We start from the raw sequence: 15,398 nt of genomic DNA, 5'->3' as shown, positions 1-15,398 counted from the left end.
CGGGCATAGTGTTCACGAATCCACCTAGAGTTGAGTGGATTCGAGACTCCTATACGCCTTGCCGTAATTCAAGATGGGAGGACTGGACGCTCACCTTCGAGCATCACGATGGCCGTTTGATCTCAGAGCCAGTTTCGACGTGCCAGGATCTCTTGCCAGCGGGCGAAGAAGATTGCGACAGCCGATGGCGCGAGTGGCTCGCCGGCCAGCGCGCTTGGCGCAGTGAATGGCGCGTGCGGCGTCGTCACGCTGCGGTAGCCGAGCATGCGCAGCTTCAAATTCAGGTCCAGCGTGCTCAACAGGAGCGGCAGCCCTTCGTCAAGCCCTTGGACCTCCTCGAGCACCGAGCGACGAATCGCCAGAACCCTGCTCGCACCGATCGGCCATTCGCAATGGAAACGCTTCAAGGCGTCGAGCGGCTGCGGTCGCACAGATGGCGTGCTTGCGTCGGCGTAGGCATCGCGCAGTTGCTCCCGAGACACCGCGCCTTCGATGTTGCCTGCAGCATCTGCCACTAGGGCGTTGACAATGCCCACGTCCTGCTGGAGCGAGAAAGACAGCAGAGCCCACCATGGCCAATCTGCCGATGACGGGTAGGCATTCGCGATGAGAACCAGGTGCTCGGTCTCGCAATTGCGCCAGAGGGTGTTGAATTGAGCCGTGACGCTGGGATAGTTGCTGGCCGAGCCGATGATCCGGACAGGAACCGACCCGAAGCCCGGCCCGACAACGCCTCGTGCGGCAGCCTCATGCGCGATCACCCGCAATGGCTGGTCTAGATCCGCCGGACTGGACAGGCCGGCCAGTAGCGCCTGCAGCCAATGAGCGTCGTCGCGCCCCGGCGCTTTGGGTGCGTCGTGATGAGCGATTGCAATCGTCAGCGGGGGCGGAGGAATGCCGGCGTTGAAGCGTACGCGCAGTTGCAGAGCGCTGCGCACCGGGTCAGGTAGCACGTCAAGGGCGTGTCCGGCTGCTTCGGCCCACGACTGCACTGCGCGTTCCCGCAAGGCCTGCGGCGCCGTGGTACGTGCGCGGCTTCGGCGGACTTCCGTATCCGCGGCGCGGTCGATAACCATGCCGGCTGCGGCTGCTCGCAACAGCAGGTCGTAGATGGCTGCTTCGCCGTGTTGCGGTCGGATGCTGCCCAACTGAGCCAGTGCGTCAGCCTGGATGGCGATCGGCACTCCCACGTAATCTTCCGCGGTCAGGCGGGCCAGGTCGAACTCCGGCTTGGGACCACAGCACGGCGCGCTGTCGATGGATTCATCGAAGTAGAAGAGCGAGACGTCCCGCCGGATGGCGGCGTTGCGCGCCAGAGCTGCATCGAAGAACGGTGGGTAGCGGCAATCTTCATCTCCGATGACATACCAGTGCTGCCCTTCGGCGATGGTGGCCGGGTGTCCATTTGTGTCCCACAGCGTGGCGTCGGCGTGCACCGACAGGCGGATAACGACGAGCATTCCAGGAAGGGCCGGGAGAGTCATTGTTGCCGGGCAGGTGAGTCGAGCAGCAGCTGGCTGACCTGCTCTTCAATGAGGGCACCGACGTTGGCGGCGCAGAGGTCATGCGCGATGCGTTCCCGGGCTCGCTGGGCGATTGTTGTGTCACCGCGCATGACGCAGTCTGCCGCCTCCTGAAGCGACGCGCTCAGATGGGCCTCATCGATGCTGGCCCACATGTTGCCCTGGACGTAATGTCCATGTGTGGCTTCGAGGGCGGTCATGGTGTAGCGGACCGGAAAGCCGCAGCTTGCGTCGACGAAGTCACGGGTGCCGCCGTAGTCGGTGGCTACCACTAGCTTGCCCAGCGCCATGGCCTCGGCGACGGTCAACCCGAACCCTTCGGAGCAGTGCGGCGAAGCATAGATGTCGGCCATAGACATCAATCCCTGCATGGCCTGCGGTCCGAGTGCCATGTTGAGCAGCAGCACGCCGGAGGTGCGCTGACACAGATTCAGGAGGTGACGGCCGGCTTCAACAGAGTCGAACAAGTTCTTGGTCTTGAGGATCAGTCGCCATCCCTGTGCCGCAAGGCCCGACCGGGCAAAGGCGCGCACTAGCGCGAAGGGGTTTTTGCGCACAAGATAGCTGGCGCCATCGAAGGCGAAGAGGATGGTCCGCTCCTCGGTGCCGATCCCGAGTTGCCGGCGCAGGTGCTGTAGGGCGCTGGTCGGAGGGATGCTTGCAGGTATGGGCACCACGTGTGGCACTACGGCCACGGGCAGATCCGAATGAGCCGCCAGCACGTCCTGGCAATAGCGGCTGGGGGTCCAGATAGCGTCGACGCTCTCGAAGCCGCTTTGCCAGTTCTCGGGAATACGATCGGTCTCCCACACCCAGATTCCGACCCGAATGCGGGTCTGCTGGATTTCCAGCAACTGTTCGTCGGTCAGAAACGAGCGCCAGCCATCGGGATTCAGGTGCACAACCGCGATGTCGGCTCGGCCGGGAAAATCGCGGATGTCCACCGCAGGCGCGGTACGCGCATGCACATGGAAGGATCGGCGGACGGGGCTCAGGTGCAGCCTCATTCGGGTGTGGCGCAAGGCAGACACGTAGGAGCGGCTGGCAACGCCCAGCCCATTGTTGTAGTTCCATGGCCCGGTGAAGAGCATCCGGGGAGGGAGTTCATGGGAATCGGTCCTTGCCGACTCGTGCCTCATTCCGTGGGGCTCCTTCGGGTGTGGCGGCAACGGCGCTGAAGCCGTTTTGCACAGTGACGGGCCGATGCACGCGTCGGCGCTCTGATCGGCAGGCGTCTGCCGGTTTACCTGATTGCCGGGATCGTTCGCGGTCTGCAGCACCCGGCAGCGAAGACCTGCGTTGCGCAGTGCGGCGGTAAATAGAACTTCGTAGTGCCGCATCTCGTCCTCTTTTGTCGGGAGGCTGTGGACGTCGTGGATGAAGCGCAGCAGTGCCATCGATCGAAGCGCACCGGGGCGTAAGACCAGGAAGTCGCTCGCGAGATGCCAGCCGCCCTCGTGATGCGCCGCCATGCCGGCCACGTCGGCTTCCTCGACATCTAGGCATTCGAGCACGTGAGGGTACGCCTGCGTGCCATACCGCTCGATGAGGCCGTCGTGCAGCAGATAGAGCGCGTCGCTGTCGAGGAGCCCGGGCTCCAGCCTTAGCACATGAGCCCAGGCCGCAAAAGCAAAACCGCGGTCCTGCCGCTGCGCCACAGCATCAACGTGCGCGGTGATGGCGGAGAGGCTGCCGCCTGGCGTCGTGTCCGTCGCGACGATCAGCACGATCCGGATGCCGTGATGCCCGAGCGCATCGACAAGCTGCTGCACACGAGGATTGAGTTCACCGCCTAGCGTGCGTGTGACGAACAGCACCACTTTGCCGCCCGCAATCAAGTCTGGGCGCTTGAGCCAGCAGATGCTGGCATCGGTGACCGGAGGGTGCGCCGAGCGAGGCGCTTCGAATGGATTGGGCCGGTGACCTGCCGCAGCGCCGCGCAGCAGAAAGTGCGTCAGTGCGTCTTGCTCCGCAGTTCCGACGAGGTAAGTTTCTGCATACCATCGCGCTGCGAAGTGAGGTGATGGGTCTGCTCGTCGTGCCGCGCCGTGCTGGATGTAGTGCCGCAGCGGATAGCCATCGGTCCACCGATCGATCCCATAGCGGTCGGCGTACCAGCCGGTGTCGAAGTAAGGGTTGGGGTTGCGTGCTTCGCGGCTACCCGCGCGGATGTAGTGAAGCAGGGGGTTGGTGCCCGTCGCGGCCACGTCCGGGTAGATGCGCAGATACCACGCACTGAGAAATAGCGGGTGAGGATTCTTGCCTTCACGCCCGCCGTGAAGCAGGAAGTGCAGCATGGCTCCACCCGGAAATTGCTGTGCATGCGGCGCCTCCTGAAGATAGTGCGCATGGCAGAACAAGCCGGACTGGCGCAGCGTCCAACAATCCTGCAGGAGGCGACGGTCTGATTGCAGCGCTTGCACGAAGGCACGCAGCCCGGAGCTGAGCAGCAAACGCAGTTGCTTCGTCATGTGTTTGACCAGCGCGCCGATGAGTTGCGGAGTCATGCGCACAAAGCTTCAGCGACGGCGTGAGGGAGCATGTTTCCTGTGGGCGCCCGTGTCCGCTCAGGGTCTTGCCGCGTCCTGTTCGTCTTGAAGAAGCTTCTCGATCGAAACATCTGTATCAACGATAGAGCCGTGCGCCAGATGAATGACCTTGGTGCACTCCTTGGCAATCAGCTTAAGCGAGTGCGACGCCAGCACCAGAATGCCCGAGCCGGACACCACTTCGCGCATGCGCCTTTCGGCCTTCTCCGTAAATTCTGCATCGCCCACCGACAGCCACTCGTCCATCAGCAAGATGTCCGCCTGCACGCTGGTCGAGATCGAGAAGGCCAGCCGCATCATCATGCCCGTGGAGTAGGTGCGCACCGGCATGTTGATGTATTCACCCAGGCCGCTGAATTCCACGATGCCGGGCGTCAGCCGGTCGATCTCGCGCTTGCTCAGGCCCATGACTAAGCCGCGCAGCATGATGTTCTCCATGCCGGTAGCGTCAGCCTCGATGCCCAGGGCCGGGTCGATCAGGCTGGTGACGCTGCCTTGCCGCACGAACTGGCCCGTGGTCGGCTCGTAGACGCCGGCCAGCGTGCGCAGCAGTGTTGACTTGCCGGCGCCGTTGTGGCCTACCAGCCCAAGGCGATCGCCGGCCTTGAGTTCGAGGTTGATGTGACTCAGCGCCTGTACCACAGTGACGCCTGTTTCCTTGCCGAAGCGGCCGCCCGTCACGGAGGCGGCCAGCGTCTTCTTCAGCGACGCGGCGCCCGCGCCGTAGATGGGAAAGCTGACGCTGACGTCCTTGAGTGAGATGAAGGCGCTCATGGAGGATGCTGCCGATGAAAGGGGAAGAGGGGGTTCACAGCCAGTAGACGACGCGGCGGCGGTACTTGCGGAAGAGCAGGGCGCACACCACGACGTTCACCACCGTCCAGCCGAGGATGCCGAGCCAGCTGTGCAGCGAGGCCTCGCCGCCCATCAGCGGGGTGCGAAGCAGGTCGAGCATCTGTGCCAGCGGGTTCCACAGGATGTACTGCGCGCGGCCGGGCAGGTTCTCGGGCAGCCAGAAGACGGGCGTGAGGAACATCAGCATCTGCATGATGCTGGTCACGATCTGGGTCACGTCGCGGTAGCGGGTGCAGATCAGACCCAGCCACAGGCCCAGCGCATGCGCATTCACGATCATCAGCAGGAAGGCAGGGAACACCAGCAGCGCGTCCCACGACAGGCTGATGTGGGCCCACAGCGCCACCGGGATGTACAGCACGATGTGGTGCGCGAACTGGATGACGTTGCGCGCCAGCGTGCGCCAGACGAACAGGGTGATGGGGAAGTACCCCTGCCGCAGGTAGTGCGCCGCGTTGACGAAGGAGTTGCAGGAGTCGGTGACGGTGCCGGAGAGAAAGCCCCAGAAGATGATGCCCAGCGCCAGGTGGGGGAAGAACTTCGACAGCTCGGTGCCGAAGAGCGAGGCGTACAGCGGCCCCATGCCGCCGATCATGGCGCCCATGCTCAGCGTCAGCCACAGCGGCCCGAGCATGGAGCGGCGGTAGCGCAGCACGATGTCGAACCAGGCCAGGGTCCACCAGATGTCTGTCCTGCGGGTTCCTTCCCACCAGTCGCTCCATGCGCTGCGGTGGAGGTTGGAATGCACTTGGCTCATGTCGGGTTGTCTTTCTGAAGGCGCATGCGTTCCCGGTGGCATGGATGTGCCGGGCGCTGGCTGGAGCGCGAGGGGAGGGGCGGGCGGAGGAACCGATAATTTTACGGGCCAGCCCGCGCGGGCCCGGACTTCGCGCAAGGCGCCTTCTTTCCAGCCGCATGAGACCTTCCAAGCCCGTTCTTCCCCCAGGCCAGGACGCCGCACGCGCAGCGGCCTCCCTGCGTTCGCAGGATGTGCCCACCGCCGCGCACCTGGCCGGCCAGGTGCGGGCGCTGATGGCGGAGCTTCAGGCGCTGCGGCAGTCCAGCAGTTGGCGGCTCACGGCGCCCCTGCGCCGGGCCGCCGCAGGCCGGCTTCGCCCGCGCGGGGCCGCCGGCGAGGCGCAGGCCGCCTACGCCGCCTGGCTGCAGCGGCATCTGGCCGAGGAGCCGCCGCCCGGCCCGGCGGCGAGCGGGCCGGCGCCCCGCATCTCGATCGTGATGCCCGTGTACGACCCCGACCCGCGCTGGCTGCGCGCGGCCATCGACTCGGTGCGCGCGCAGAGCCATGCCGAGTGGCAGTTGTGCATCGCCGACGACGCCTCGACGCGGCCGGAGGTGCCCGCGCTGCTGGCGGAGTACGCGGCGGCCGACGCGCGCATCCAGTGGGTGCGGCGGGCGGCCAACGGCCACATCTCGGCCGCGTCCAACTCGGCGCTCGACCTGGCCACTGGCGACTGGATCGCGCTGCTCGACCAGGACGACCTGCTGGCGCCGCATGCCCTGCGCTGGGTGGCCTGCGAGATCCAGGCGCATCCCCGCGCACGGCTGATCTACTCGGACGAGGACAAGGTGGATGCGTCCGGCCGCCACTTCGCGCCCCACTTCAAGCCGGACTGGAACGCGGAGCTGCTGCGCTCGCAGAACTTCGTCTCGCACTTGGGCGTGTACGACGCGCGGCTCGTGCGCGAACTGGGCGGCTTCCGGCCCGGCCTCGAGGGCGCGCAGGACCACGATCTGGTGCTGCGCGTCTCGGAGCGGCTGAGCGGCGATGCGGTGCGCCACATCCCCCGCATCCTGTACCACTGGCGCGCCCATGCCGGCAGCACCGCCGGGCAGGCGGCCGGCGGTGCCAAGGCCTATGCCGAAGAAGCCGGCCGCCGCGCTGTGCAGGCGCACCTCGACCGCCTGGGCCGCACCGACATGGCGCTGGCCACGCCTTATGGCTATCGGGTCAAGCCGCGCTTCTTCCAGGCGCCGCCGGCGGTGTCGGTGGTCGTCGTGGGCGCGCAGGGGGCCGAAGGGCTGCTGGCCACGGCGCGGGCGCTGGTGCAACGCACCGCCTACCCTCTCTACGAGATCGTGCTGCTGGACCTGGAAGGCAGCGACGGCACGCGCTCGGCGCTGGCCGGGTGGTGCGCGCAGCCGGGCTTCGCCGTGGTCTCGCGCGATGCCGGCGAGGCCGTGCCGTCGGCCCTGCGGCGTGCCGTCGCGGCGGCTGGCGGCACCCTGCTGTGCTGGATGCGGGCCGGGCTGGCGCCGTGCGATGCCGACTGGCTGGATGAACTGGCCGGCCGGGCGCTGCAGGACGAGGTGGGCGTGGTCGGCGGCCAGGTGCTGGATGCGCAGGGCCGCGTGGCCGACGGCGCCCTGCTGCTGGATGCGGGGCGCGTCGCCGTGCCGGCCTTCGCCGGCGAGCGGCCTGGCGAGGGTGGCTACTTCAACCGCGGCAGCCTGGCCCAGCAGTTCTCGGCCGTCTCGGGCGGCTTCGCGCTGCTGCGGCGCGCGGCGTACGAGCAGGCCGGCGGCTTCGGAGACAATCCCGCGTCCTTCCGGCTGGCCTTCGTGGACCTGTGCCTGCGCCTCGGCGCCGCCGGCCTGCGGACCGTCTGGTCGCCGTACGCGGAATGCGTGCAGGTGCTTCCCGCGCAGGCCGGGCCGGACGACGACCCCACCGATGAGCTCCGTTTCATGACCACCCGCTGGCGCGACGTTCTGGCGCGCGATCCCTTCCACAACCCCCATCTGGCGCCAGGCCGGCTGGCCTTCGACGCGCGCCGCGCCGCGGCCGACCCGGAGGGCGCCGAATGAGTTCGCCTCCCGGCATGCTCGCGCGGCTGTACCGCACGGCGCTGCTGGTGCCCGCCGCGGTGCGCAAGGGCGGCGGCGTGGGCGGCATGCTGCGGCGCGCGGTGCAGATCTTCCGCGACAAGGGCTTCAAGGGCGTGATGCGTTCCGCCGGCGTGCTGGCGCAGGGCGGCGGCCCGCCGCTGATGGCTGACCCGTCCCGTCCCGACCGCCTGCAGTACCGGGAGTGGATCAAGCGCTACGACCTGCCGCTTGCAGATGATGTCCGCCGCACGCTGGCGGCCGACCTGGCGCAGTGGCCGGAATGCCCCCGCTTCGTGGTCGTGCTCGACGCCCGGCAGGCGGGCGAGGCGCCGCTGGCGCGCGCCGTGCAGTCGCTGTCGGTGCAGTCCTTCGGCGCATGGCGCTGCATCGCCTTCTGCGATGCGGGCGACGACCGGCGGCAGGCCTGGCTTCGGGTGCTGGCGCAGGCCGAGCCGCGCGTTGCCATCGCTTCGGGGGCGGCCGGCGAAACCGTCGAACTCCGGCACGGCGAATGGCTGTCGCTGCTGGACGGCCGCGACGCCCTGGCGCCGGATGCCCTGCTGCGCCTGGCCCGGGCCCTGCGCGACCACCCCGGCGCGCAGATCGTGTACACCGACGAGGACCGCATCGCCGACGACGGCGCACGCTCGGCCGGCTACTTCAAGCCGGCGTGGAACCCCGACCTGGCCCGCTCGCAGGACTACCTCGGGCGCCTGGGCGCCTTCGAGGGCGGGCTCGTCGGGCGCGCCGGGGGCTTCCGCCTCGGCGGGGACGAGGCGGCAGGCTACGACCTGGCGCTGCGCTGCGCCGACGCGGCGGGAGAGGACGCCGGGCGCATCGTGCACGTGCCCTCCGTGCTGTACCACCGCCACGTGCACGACGCCGCGCGGCCCGATGCGATGGACCCGGCCGAATACGCGCCGCAGGGCGGCGAGGCGGCGCTGCAGGCCCACCTGGACCGGCATGGCTGGCTGGCCCGCGCCGAGCGCGACGCGCCGGGCTTTCGCGTGCGTTACGCGTTGCCTGACCCTGCGCCGCTGGTCACGCTGATCATCCCCACGCGCAACGGTCTCGCGCTGGTGCGGCAGTGCATCGACAGCATCCTGGATAAGACCGACTACCCGCACTACGAGATCGTGCTGGTGGACAACGGCTCCGACGATCCCCAGGCGCTGGCCTATTTCGAGCAGCTGAAACAGCATCCGAAACTGCGCGTGCTGCGCGACGACAGCCCCTTCAACTACTCCGCGCTCAACAACCAGGCCGCCGCCGTCGCGCGCGGCGAGGTGCTGGGCCTGATCAACAACGACATCGAGGTCATCTCGCCCGGCTGGCTGGGCGAGATGGTGTCGATCGCGCTGCAGCCCGGCGTCGGCGCCGTGGGCGCGCGCCTGTGGTACCCCAATGGCACGCTGCAGCACGGCGGCGTGGTGCTGGGCTACCGGCGCGGCGTGGCCGACCATGCGCACCGCCACCTGCCGCAGGGCGAGCCCGGCTACTTCGGTCGGGCGGCGCTGCTGCAGACCTTCAGCGCCGTCACCGCCGCGTGCCTCGTCGTGCGCAAGGACCGCTTCGACGCCGTCGGCCGGCTGGACGAGGAACACCTCAAGGTGGCCTTCAACGATGTCGACCTGTGCCTGCGCCTGCGCGAGGCCGGTTGGCGCAACGTGTGGACGCCGTATGCCGACCTGTACCACCACGAGTCCGCCACGCGCCCGTCGGACCTGCGGCCGGAGCAGGTCGAGCGCTTCAAGCGCGAGGAGCAGTTCATGTTCGACCGCTGGGGCGAACTGCTCTTCAACGACCCGGCCTACAGCCCCAACCTGACGATGGCGCAGGAGGACTTCAGCCTGGCCTGGCCGCCGCGCGAGGCGGCCAAGGGGTTCGGGCGATGAGTGGCGCTGCGGACGTCTCCGTCGCGCTGTGCACCTGGAACGGTGCGCGCTTCCTGGCCGAGCAGGTGCGCAGCATCTGCCTGCAGACGCTGCCGCCGCGCGAGATCGTGCTTTCCGACGACGGCTCGTCGGACGACAGCGTGGCGGTGGTGCGCCGCACCGTGGCCCAGTGCCTGCAGGAGCGGCCGGGCCTGGCGATCGACCTGCGCGTCATGGTCAACCAGCCGGCCCTGCGCGTGACGAAGAACTTCGAGCAGGCCGCCGCGGCCTGCCGCGGCGCCCTGATCGCGCTGAGCGACCAGGACGACGCCTGGGTGCCGGACAAGCTCGAGCGCATCGTGCCCGCCTTCCAGGCCCGGCCCGGGCTGCTGCTGCTGCATTCCGACGCCCGCCTGGTCGACGGCGCCGGCGCGCCGCTGGGCGGCACGCTCTTCCATGCGTTGGAGACGAATCGCAGCGAGCTGGACCGCATCCACGGCGGACGCGCCTTCGACGTCTATCTGCGCCGCAACCTCGTCACCGGCGCCACCGCCGTGTTCCGGCGCGAGCTGCTCGATGCGGCGCGCCCCTTCCCCGTCGAATGGGTGCACGACGAGTGGCTGGCCATCATCGCCGCCGCCCTCGGCGAGGTGGACGTCATCGAGGCGCCGCTGATCGACTACCGGCAGCACGGCGGCAACCAGATCGGCGCGCGCCGCGACACCTTCGGCGAGAAGCTGCGCAAGGCCCTGGGCTCGCGCGGCGACACGCACGTCAAGCGCGCCGTCAAGGCCGAGCAGGTGCTGGAGCGGCTGCTCGGCTTCGGCGAGCGCATCAGCCCGCAGCGCATCGAGCAGGTGCGCGGCAAGGTGACGCACCAGCGCTTCCGCGCCCACCTGCCGCCCTCGCGGCTGGCGCGCATCGGCCCGGTGCTGCGCGAGGCGGCGACCGGCCGCTACGATCTCTACGGGCGCGGGGTGCGCGGCATCGTGCGCGACCTGTTCGAGGCCGTGTGAGCCCGCGTACCCACGACAAGAACCATCCATGCAAAGCCCCTCTGCTTCCCACGGCGCCGGCCCCTCCGGCGTCGTGGTCGTCATCCCCTACTACAACGGCGCGAAGTTCATCGAGCGCTCGCTGGCCAGCGTGTTCGACCAGACGCTGCCGGCCGACGAGGTGGTGGTGGTCAACGACGGCTCCCGCCCGGAGGAGCGCGCCTTCCTCGACCAGATGGCGGCGCGCTGGCCGATCCGGATCGTCGACCAGGCCAACGGCGGCCAGGGCTCGGCGCGCAACACCGGCGTGCGCGAGTCGTCGGCGCCCTACATCTCCTTCCTCGACCAGGACGACTTCTACCTGCCCACCCACATCCGCGACCTGCGCGCGGCGGTGCCGGAGGACGACCCCTGCTTCGGCTTCGTCTATGCCGACCTGGCCGAAGCCGAGGGCGACGGCAGCATCGTGCGCTGGGGCATGGTCAAGGAGCACACCGAGCATCCCAAGCGCAACCTGCACCGGATGCTGCGCGACGACCTGTTCATCCTGCCCTCGGCCTCGCTGATCGGGCGGCGCGCCTTCGAGGCGGTGGGCGGCTTCGACACGCAGTTCATGGGCTACGAGGACGACGACCTGTTCCTGCGCCTGTTCCGCCGCGGCTTCACCAACCACTATCTGGACAAGGTCGTGACCGTGTGGTGCATCCACACCGGCAGCACCTCCTTCGACATCCGCATGGTGCGCAGCCGCTTCAAGTACTTCAAGAAGCTGGTGGCCGACTTCCCGGACCAGCCGCGCTTCAGGCGCTTCTTCCTGCGCGACTGCTTCATCCCGCGCTTCGGCCGCTACTTCATCGACCACGTCATCGAGGCCGTGAAGGCCGACGACGCCAACCGCGCCGAGATGAGCGCCATCCTCGCCGAGTACGCCGCCATCGTGCTGGCCAACCCGGCGGTGGGGCGCAAGCACAAGCTCAAGCTGCGGGCGATCGTCTTCATGGTCGAGCACAGCCCGCCGTGGCTGATCCGCGCCATCGGCAGCCTCACCCGGCTGCCGGGCGTGCGCTGGGCGCGCTCACTGCTGGGCTGAGCCTTCGCGCGCCAGCAGGCGGCGGTAGCGCCGGAAGGCACCCGACGACCACACCCGCAGCAGGCTGCCCACGTGCCACTGGAGGTGCCGCAGGCTGCGCCGGCTGGCGCGCTGGGCCTCGTGCCGCGCCAGCAGGTCCTCGCCGATGCGGATCGACCAGCCCGCCAGGCGCAGGCGCGCGCACAGGTCGAAGTCCTCGCCGTACATGAAGAAGCGCTCGTCGAAGCCGCGCACGTCGGCATACGCGCGGCTGCGCAGCAGCATGAACAGGCCCGGGATCCAGTCGGGCACGGCCGGCGCCGTGTAGCCGGGCTTGCGCCGCGCGAGGATCTCCCGGGGCGTGATGAGGCGGCGGTGCGGCTCCGGCGTCGTCCTGCCGGGCTCCAGGATGCGCGGCGCCAGCAGGCCGGTGCGCTCCTGCGCCAGCGCCAGCAGCGGCGAGAGCACGTCGCCATCGAGTCGGATGTCGGGGTTGAGCACGAGGAACCAGGGCGTTGCGCAGTGCGCGAAGGCCTGGTTGTGGTTGGCGCCGAAGCCCTTGGGCGCCGCGTTGGCGATGCGCTCGACCGGAAAGCGCCACGTGCGGTCGGCCAGCGCCTCGGGTTCGGGGATGTTGACCGTGAGGACCACCTTGCCGACCACCCCCGCGCAGAAGCGGTCCAGGTCGTCCAGCAGCGGGCCGATCAGCGCCTGCTGCCCATGGCTCACGATGGAGACGGTCACGGGCGATGGGTCGGCGGTCGGCGGCACGGGCATGGTCTAATTTCGGCAGCGGGCATTCTATGAACGCGGCCCGCGCCCCATGATTGCCCTGATCGTCATCAGCTTCCTCTTCTCGGCCGCGGCGGTGCTGTACTTCATGCGCCGCGCGCGCCGGCACGCGCGGCGCTACGGCACCGACATGCCGCAGCGCTTCCACCGCGGCCACGTGCCGCGCCTGGGCGGCGCGGGCATCCTCATCGGCATGGGTGCGGCCTGGGCCGCCGCGGGCATCAGCGGCACCGACCCGTTCAACGTCGACTGGCCGCTCGCTGCCTCCATGCTCACGCTGGCCTGCATCCTGCCCGCCGTGCTGGGCGGCATCGCGGAGGACATGACGCAGAAGCTGCCGGTGCGCCTGCGCCTGGGGCTGACGGCCTTCTCGGCCGTGCTGCTGTGCTGGACGCTGCAGCTGGGCGTGCACCGCCTGGGCTACTTCCCGGTCGACCAGTGGCTGCGGGCCACGCCGCTGGTGGCGGCCTTCATCGCGGTGCTGGCCATCACCGGCCTGCCGCACGCCTTCAACATCATCGACGGCTACAACGGCCTGGCCGGCGCGGTGGCGGTGCAGGTGTGCCTGGCCATCACGCACGTGGCGCTGCAGCTCGGCGACCGGCAGCTCGCCGCCATGGTGGTGTGCCTGATGGGGGCGACGGGCGGCTTCCTGCTGTGGAACTACCCGCGCGGCAAGATCTTCGCCGGCGACGGCGGCGCCTACGTGTGGGGCATGGTGATCGCGGTGGCCTGCGTGTCGCTGGTGCAGCGGCATCCGGTGGTGTCGCCGTGGTTCCCGATGCTGCTGCTGATCTACCCGGTGTGGGAGACGCTGTTCTCCATCTACCGCAAGGCCGCGCGCGGGCAGTCGCCGGGCACGGCCGATGCGCTGCACTTCCACCAGCTCATCTTCCGCCGCATCGTGCGCGTGGCCATCGAGGACGGCGAGGCGCGCCAGCTGCTGGCGCGCAACAACCGCACCTCGCCCTACCTGTGGATGTTCGCGGCGCTGTCGATCGTGCCGGCGGTGCTGTTCTGGAACCGCACGCTGATCCTGGCGCTCTTCTGCCTGCTGTTCGTGGTGACCTACGTGGCGGCCTATCTGATGATCGTGCGTTTCAAGGTCCCGCGCTGGCTGAAACCATGACCACCCCCAGTCTCCGCGGACTTCGTTCCGCTCCGCCAACCCCCTCGCGGGGGCACATCCTGCGGCCTGGCAAAGCCAGTTCCGCGGATGTTCCCGCATGGCCTGCTCCGCGGCCTTCTGACTCGCGGCATTCGAGTCTGCGGGACGGTACTTCGTGAAAGAGGCTCCCATGAAACTCCCCTCCCGCGTCCAACTCATCGACGTCGGCCCGCGCGACGGGCTGCAGAACGAGAAGCAGCCGGTGGCGGCCGAGGTCAAGATCGAGCTGGTGCACCGCCTGCAGGCGGCCGGCCTCACCGAGATCGAGGTTACCAGCTACGTCAGCCCCAAGTGGGTGCCGCAGATGGCCGACAACGCGCAGGTGATGCATGGCATCCGCCGCCAGCCGGGCGTGCGCTATTCGGTGCTTACGCCCAACATGAAGGGGCTGGAGGCGGCGCTTTCGGCGCCGCGCGCGGAGTGGCCCGACGAGATCGTCGTCTTCGGCTCGGCCAGCGAGGCCTTCAGCCAGAAGAACATCAACTGCTCCATCGCCGAGAGCATCGAGCGCTTCGCGCCGGTGGTGGCGGCGGCGCGCGACAAGGGCATCGCCGTGCGCGGCGCCATGTCGTGCACGGTGGGCTGCCCCTACGAGGGCGAGGTCGCGCCCGAGGCGGTGGGCCGGCTGGCGAAGCTGATGAAGGGCATCGGCGTCGAGCGCGTTGACGTGGCCGACACCATCGGCGTGGGCACGCCGCGCAAGGTGCAGGCGGCCCTGGAGGCGACGCTGGCGCACTTCGGCGTGGACGCGGTCTCCGGCCACTTCCACGACACCTACGGCCAGGCGCTGGTCAACACGCTGGCGTCGCTGGAGCTGGGCGTGTGGAACTTCCAGTCGTCGGTCGCCGGCCTGGGCGGCTGTCCCTACGCCAAGGGCGCCACCGGCAACGTGGCCACCGAGGACGTGGTCTACATGCTGCACGGCATGGGCATCGCGACCGGCATCGACCTCGACGCGCTGATCGACGCCGGCGTCTACATCAGCCAGGCGCTGGGGCGCGAGCCGAACTCGCGCGCCTCGAAGGCGCTGCGGGTCAAGCGCGGCGCATAGGTTTCACAAGAAAACGCCGGGCCGCCCCAAGTTTCGGGGGCGAGCTGGGCGCAGCCCGGCCCTGGGGGCGCTCAGTAAGTCGACAGCAGGATGCTGGTCTCGGTGCTGGCGATGCCTTCGATCTGCCGCACCGCGCCCAGCGCATGGTCGAAGGCCTCCAGCGTCTCGGCCTGCAGTTCCGCCACGATGTCCCAGCGCCCGTTGGTGGAATAGAGCGTACCCACCTGCGGCAGGCCGCGCAGGCTGCGCAGCACCTGCTGGGTGCGGTTGCCCTCGACCGCGATGGTCATCAGCGCGCGGATGCGCTGCGCCTCGGCCTGCGGCTTCAGGGTAAGCGGGCAATTAACCACGTCCTTCTCGCCAGCCCGCTGACCTGAGAGCCTACGTGCCCACGTACATGTAGATGGGAACGTAATGTCAGAGTGGGTTTCGGAGTTGGCCGGGCGGCTGATCGTTGGCCGCAAGCGCGATGGCCGGTGTGTCTATGACGCGCAGGCCAAGCAGGAACTGATCGAGGCCTGCGGTCGGCCAGGCATCTCGATGGCCAAGCTGGCGCGCGACTGCGGCATCAACGCCAACCTGCTGAACACCTGGGTGCGCAAGCACGAACGCAAGACGGTAGTGCTGGCCGCGCCGGCAGCCGTCGAGCCCGAGGGCGCTGCACCAGCCTTTGTG

General features: G+C 68.8%; 12 protein-coding genes and 1 pseudogene. 7 read left to right on the top strand and 6 right to left on the bottom strand.

What is annotated here, in order from left to right; genetic code table 11:
- Positions 1-122: 122 nt before the first annotated feature.
- Genes Q392_RS24665 through Q392_RS24650 form a run of 4 tightly spaced genes read right to left on the bottom strand, consistent with a single transcriptional unit; the run spans position 123 to position 5,684 of the window.
- Entirely contained in the window at positions 123-1,460 is a 1,338-nt protein-coding gene (locus tag Q392_RS24665; RefSeq protein ID WP_038214194.1) for a hypothetical protein, read from the bottom strand.
- Positions 1,461-1,480: 20 nt separating this feature from the next.
- A complete protein-coding gene (locus Q392_RS24660) occupies positions 1,481-4,030 on the bottom strand; it encodes a glycosyltransferase (protein WP_084217383.1) in 2,550 nt (849 codons plus the stop codon).
- Positions 4,031-4,090: 60 nt separating this feature from the next.
- A complete protein-coding gene (locus Q392_RS24655) occupies positions 4,091-4,846 on the bottom strand; it encodes an ABC transporter ATP-binding protein (protein WP_038214187.1) in 756 nt (251 codons plus the stop codon).
- A gap of 34 nt (positions 4,847-4,880) precedes the next feature.
- On the bottom strand, positions 4,881-5,684 hold the full coding sequence (locus Q392_RS24650) for an ABC transporter permease (protein ID WP_038214172.1): 804 nt from the start codon (positions 5,682-5,684) through the stop codon (positions 4,881-4,883).
- 158 nt (positions 5,685-5,842) lie between these two features.
- Between Q392_RS24650 and Q392_RS24645 the strand changes: the two genes are divergently transcribed.
- From Q392_RS24645 to Q392_RS24630, 4 genes are read left to right on the top strand one after another with little or no spacing between them, the layout of a single operon-like run.
- A complete protein-coding gene (locus Q392_RS24645) occupies positions 5,843-7,753 on the top strand; it encodes a glycosyltransferase family 2 protein (protein ID WP_169748345.1) in 1,911 nt (636 codons plus the stop codon).
- Complete coding sequence (locus Q392_RS24640) at positions 7,750-9,669, top strand: glycosyltransferase family 2 protein (RefSeq protein ID WP_157008225.1); 1,920 nt, start codon at positions 7,750-7,752, stop codon at positions 9,667-9,669. Before Q392_RS24645 ends, Q392_RS24640 begins: the two co-directional genes overlap by 4 nt.
- A complete protein-coding gene (locus Q392_RS24635) occupies positions 9,666-10,664 on the top strand; it encodes a glycosyltransferase (protein ID WP_038214170.1) in 999 nt (332 codons plus the stop codon). The genes Q392_RS24640 and Q392_RS24635 overlap by 4 nt, the downstream gene beginning before the upstream one ends.
- Positions 10,665-10,692: 28 nt before the next feature.
- Complete coding sequence (locus Q392_RS24630; protein WP_051953931.1) at positions 10,693-11,733, top strand: glycosyltransferase family 2 protein; 1,041 nt, start codon at positions 10,693-10,695, stop codon at positions 11,731-11,733.
- Here Q392_RS24630 and Q392_RS24625 read toward each other — a convergent pair.
- Complete coding sequence (locus Q392_RS24625; protein ID WP_038214167.1) at positions 11,719-12,489, bottom strand: glycosyltransferase; 771 nt, start codon at positions 12,487-12,489, stop codon at positions 11,719-11,721. The genes Q392_RS24630 and Q392_RS24625 overlap by 15 nt on opposite strands.
- Before the next feature lie 46 nt (positions 12,490-12,535).
- Between Q392_RS24625 and Q392_RS24620 the strand changes: the two genes are divergently transcribed.
- Together Q392_RS24620 and Q392_RS24615 are read left to right on the top strand one after the other, a co-directional pair.
- Entirely contained in the window at positions 12,536-13,633 is a 1,098-nt protein-coding gene (locus tag Q392_RS24620) for an MraY family glycosyltransferase (protein ID WP_038214165.1), read from the top strand.
- A gap of 169 nt (positions 13,634-13,802) precedes the next feature.
- Positions 13,803-14,723 (top strand): hydroxymethylglutaryl-CoA lyase, encoded by a 921-nt coding sequence (locus Q392_RS24615; protein ID WP_038214163.1) that lies wholly within the window; start codon positions 13,803-13,805, stop codon positions 14,721-14,723.
- Between the two features lie 71 nt (positions 14,724-14,794).
- Here Q392_RS24615 and Q392_RS24610 read toward each other — a convergent pair.
- A pseudogene (locus Q392_RS24610) lies at positions 14,795-15,055 on the bottom strand (Lrp/AsnC family transcriptional regulator); the annotation flags it as partial.
- Positions 15,056-15,137: 82 nt separating this feature from the next.
- On the opposite strand from Q392_RS24610, the gene Q392_RS33030 reads away from it, so the two are divergent.
- The coding region (locus Q392_RS33030) for a transposase (RefSeq protein ID WP_157008223.1) at positions 15,138-15,398 on the top strand (261 nt) is incomplete at its 3' end.

Origin of the sequence: Xenophilus azovorans DSM 13620 (assembly GCF_000745855.1) — a bacterium.
Classification (GTDB): domain Bacteria; phylum Pseudomonadota; class Gammaproteobacteria; order Burkholderiales; family Burkholderiaceae_C; genus Xenophilus; species Xenophilus azovorans.
This window is presented reverse-complemented; position numbering and strand designations above follow the sequence as displayed.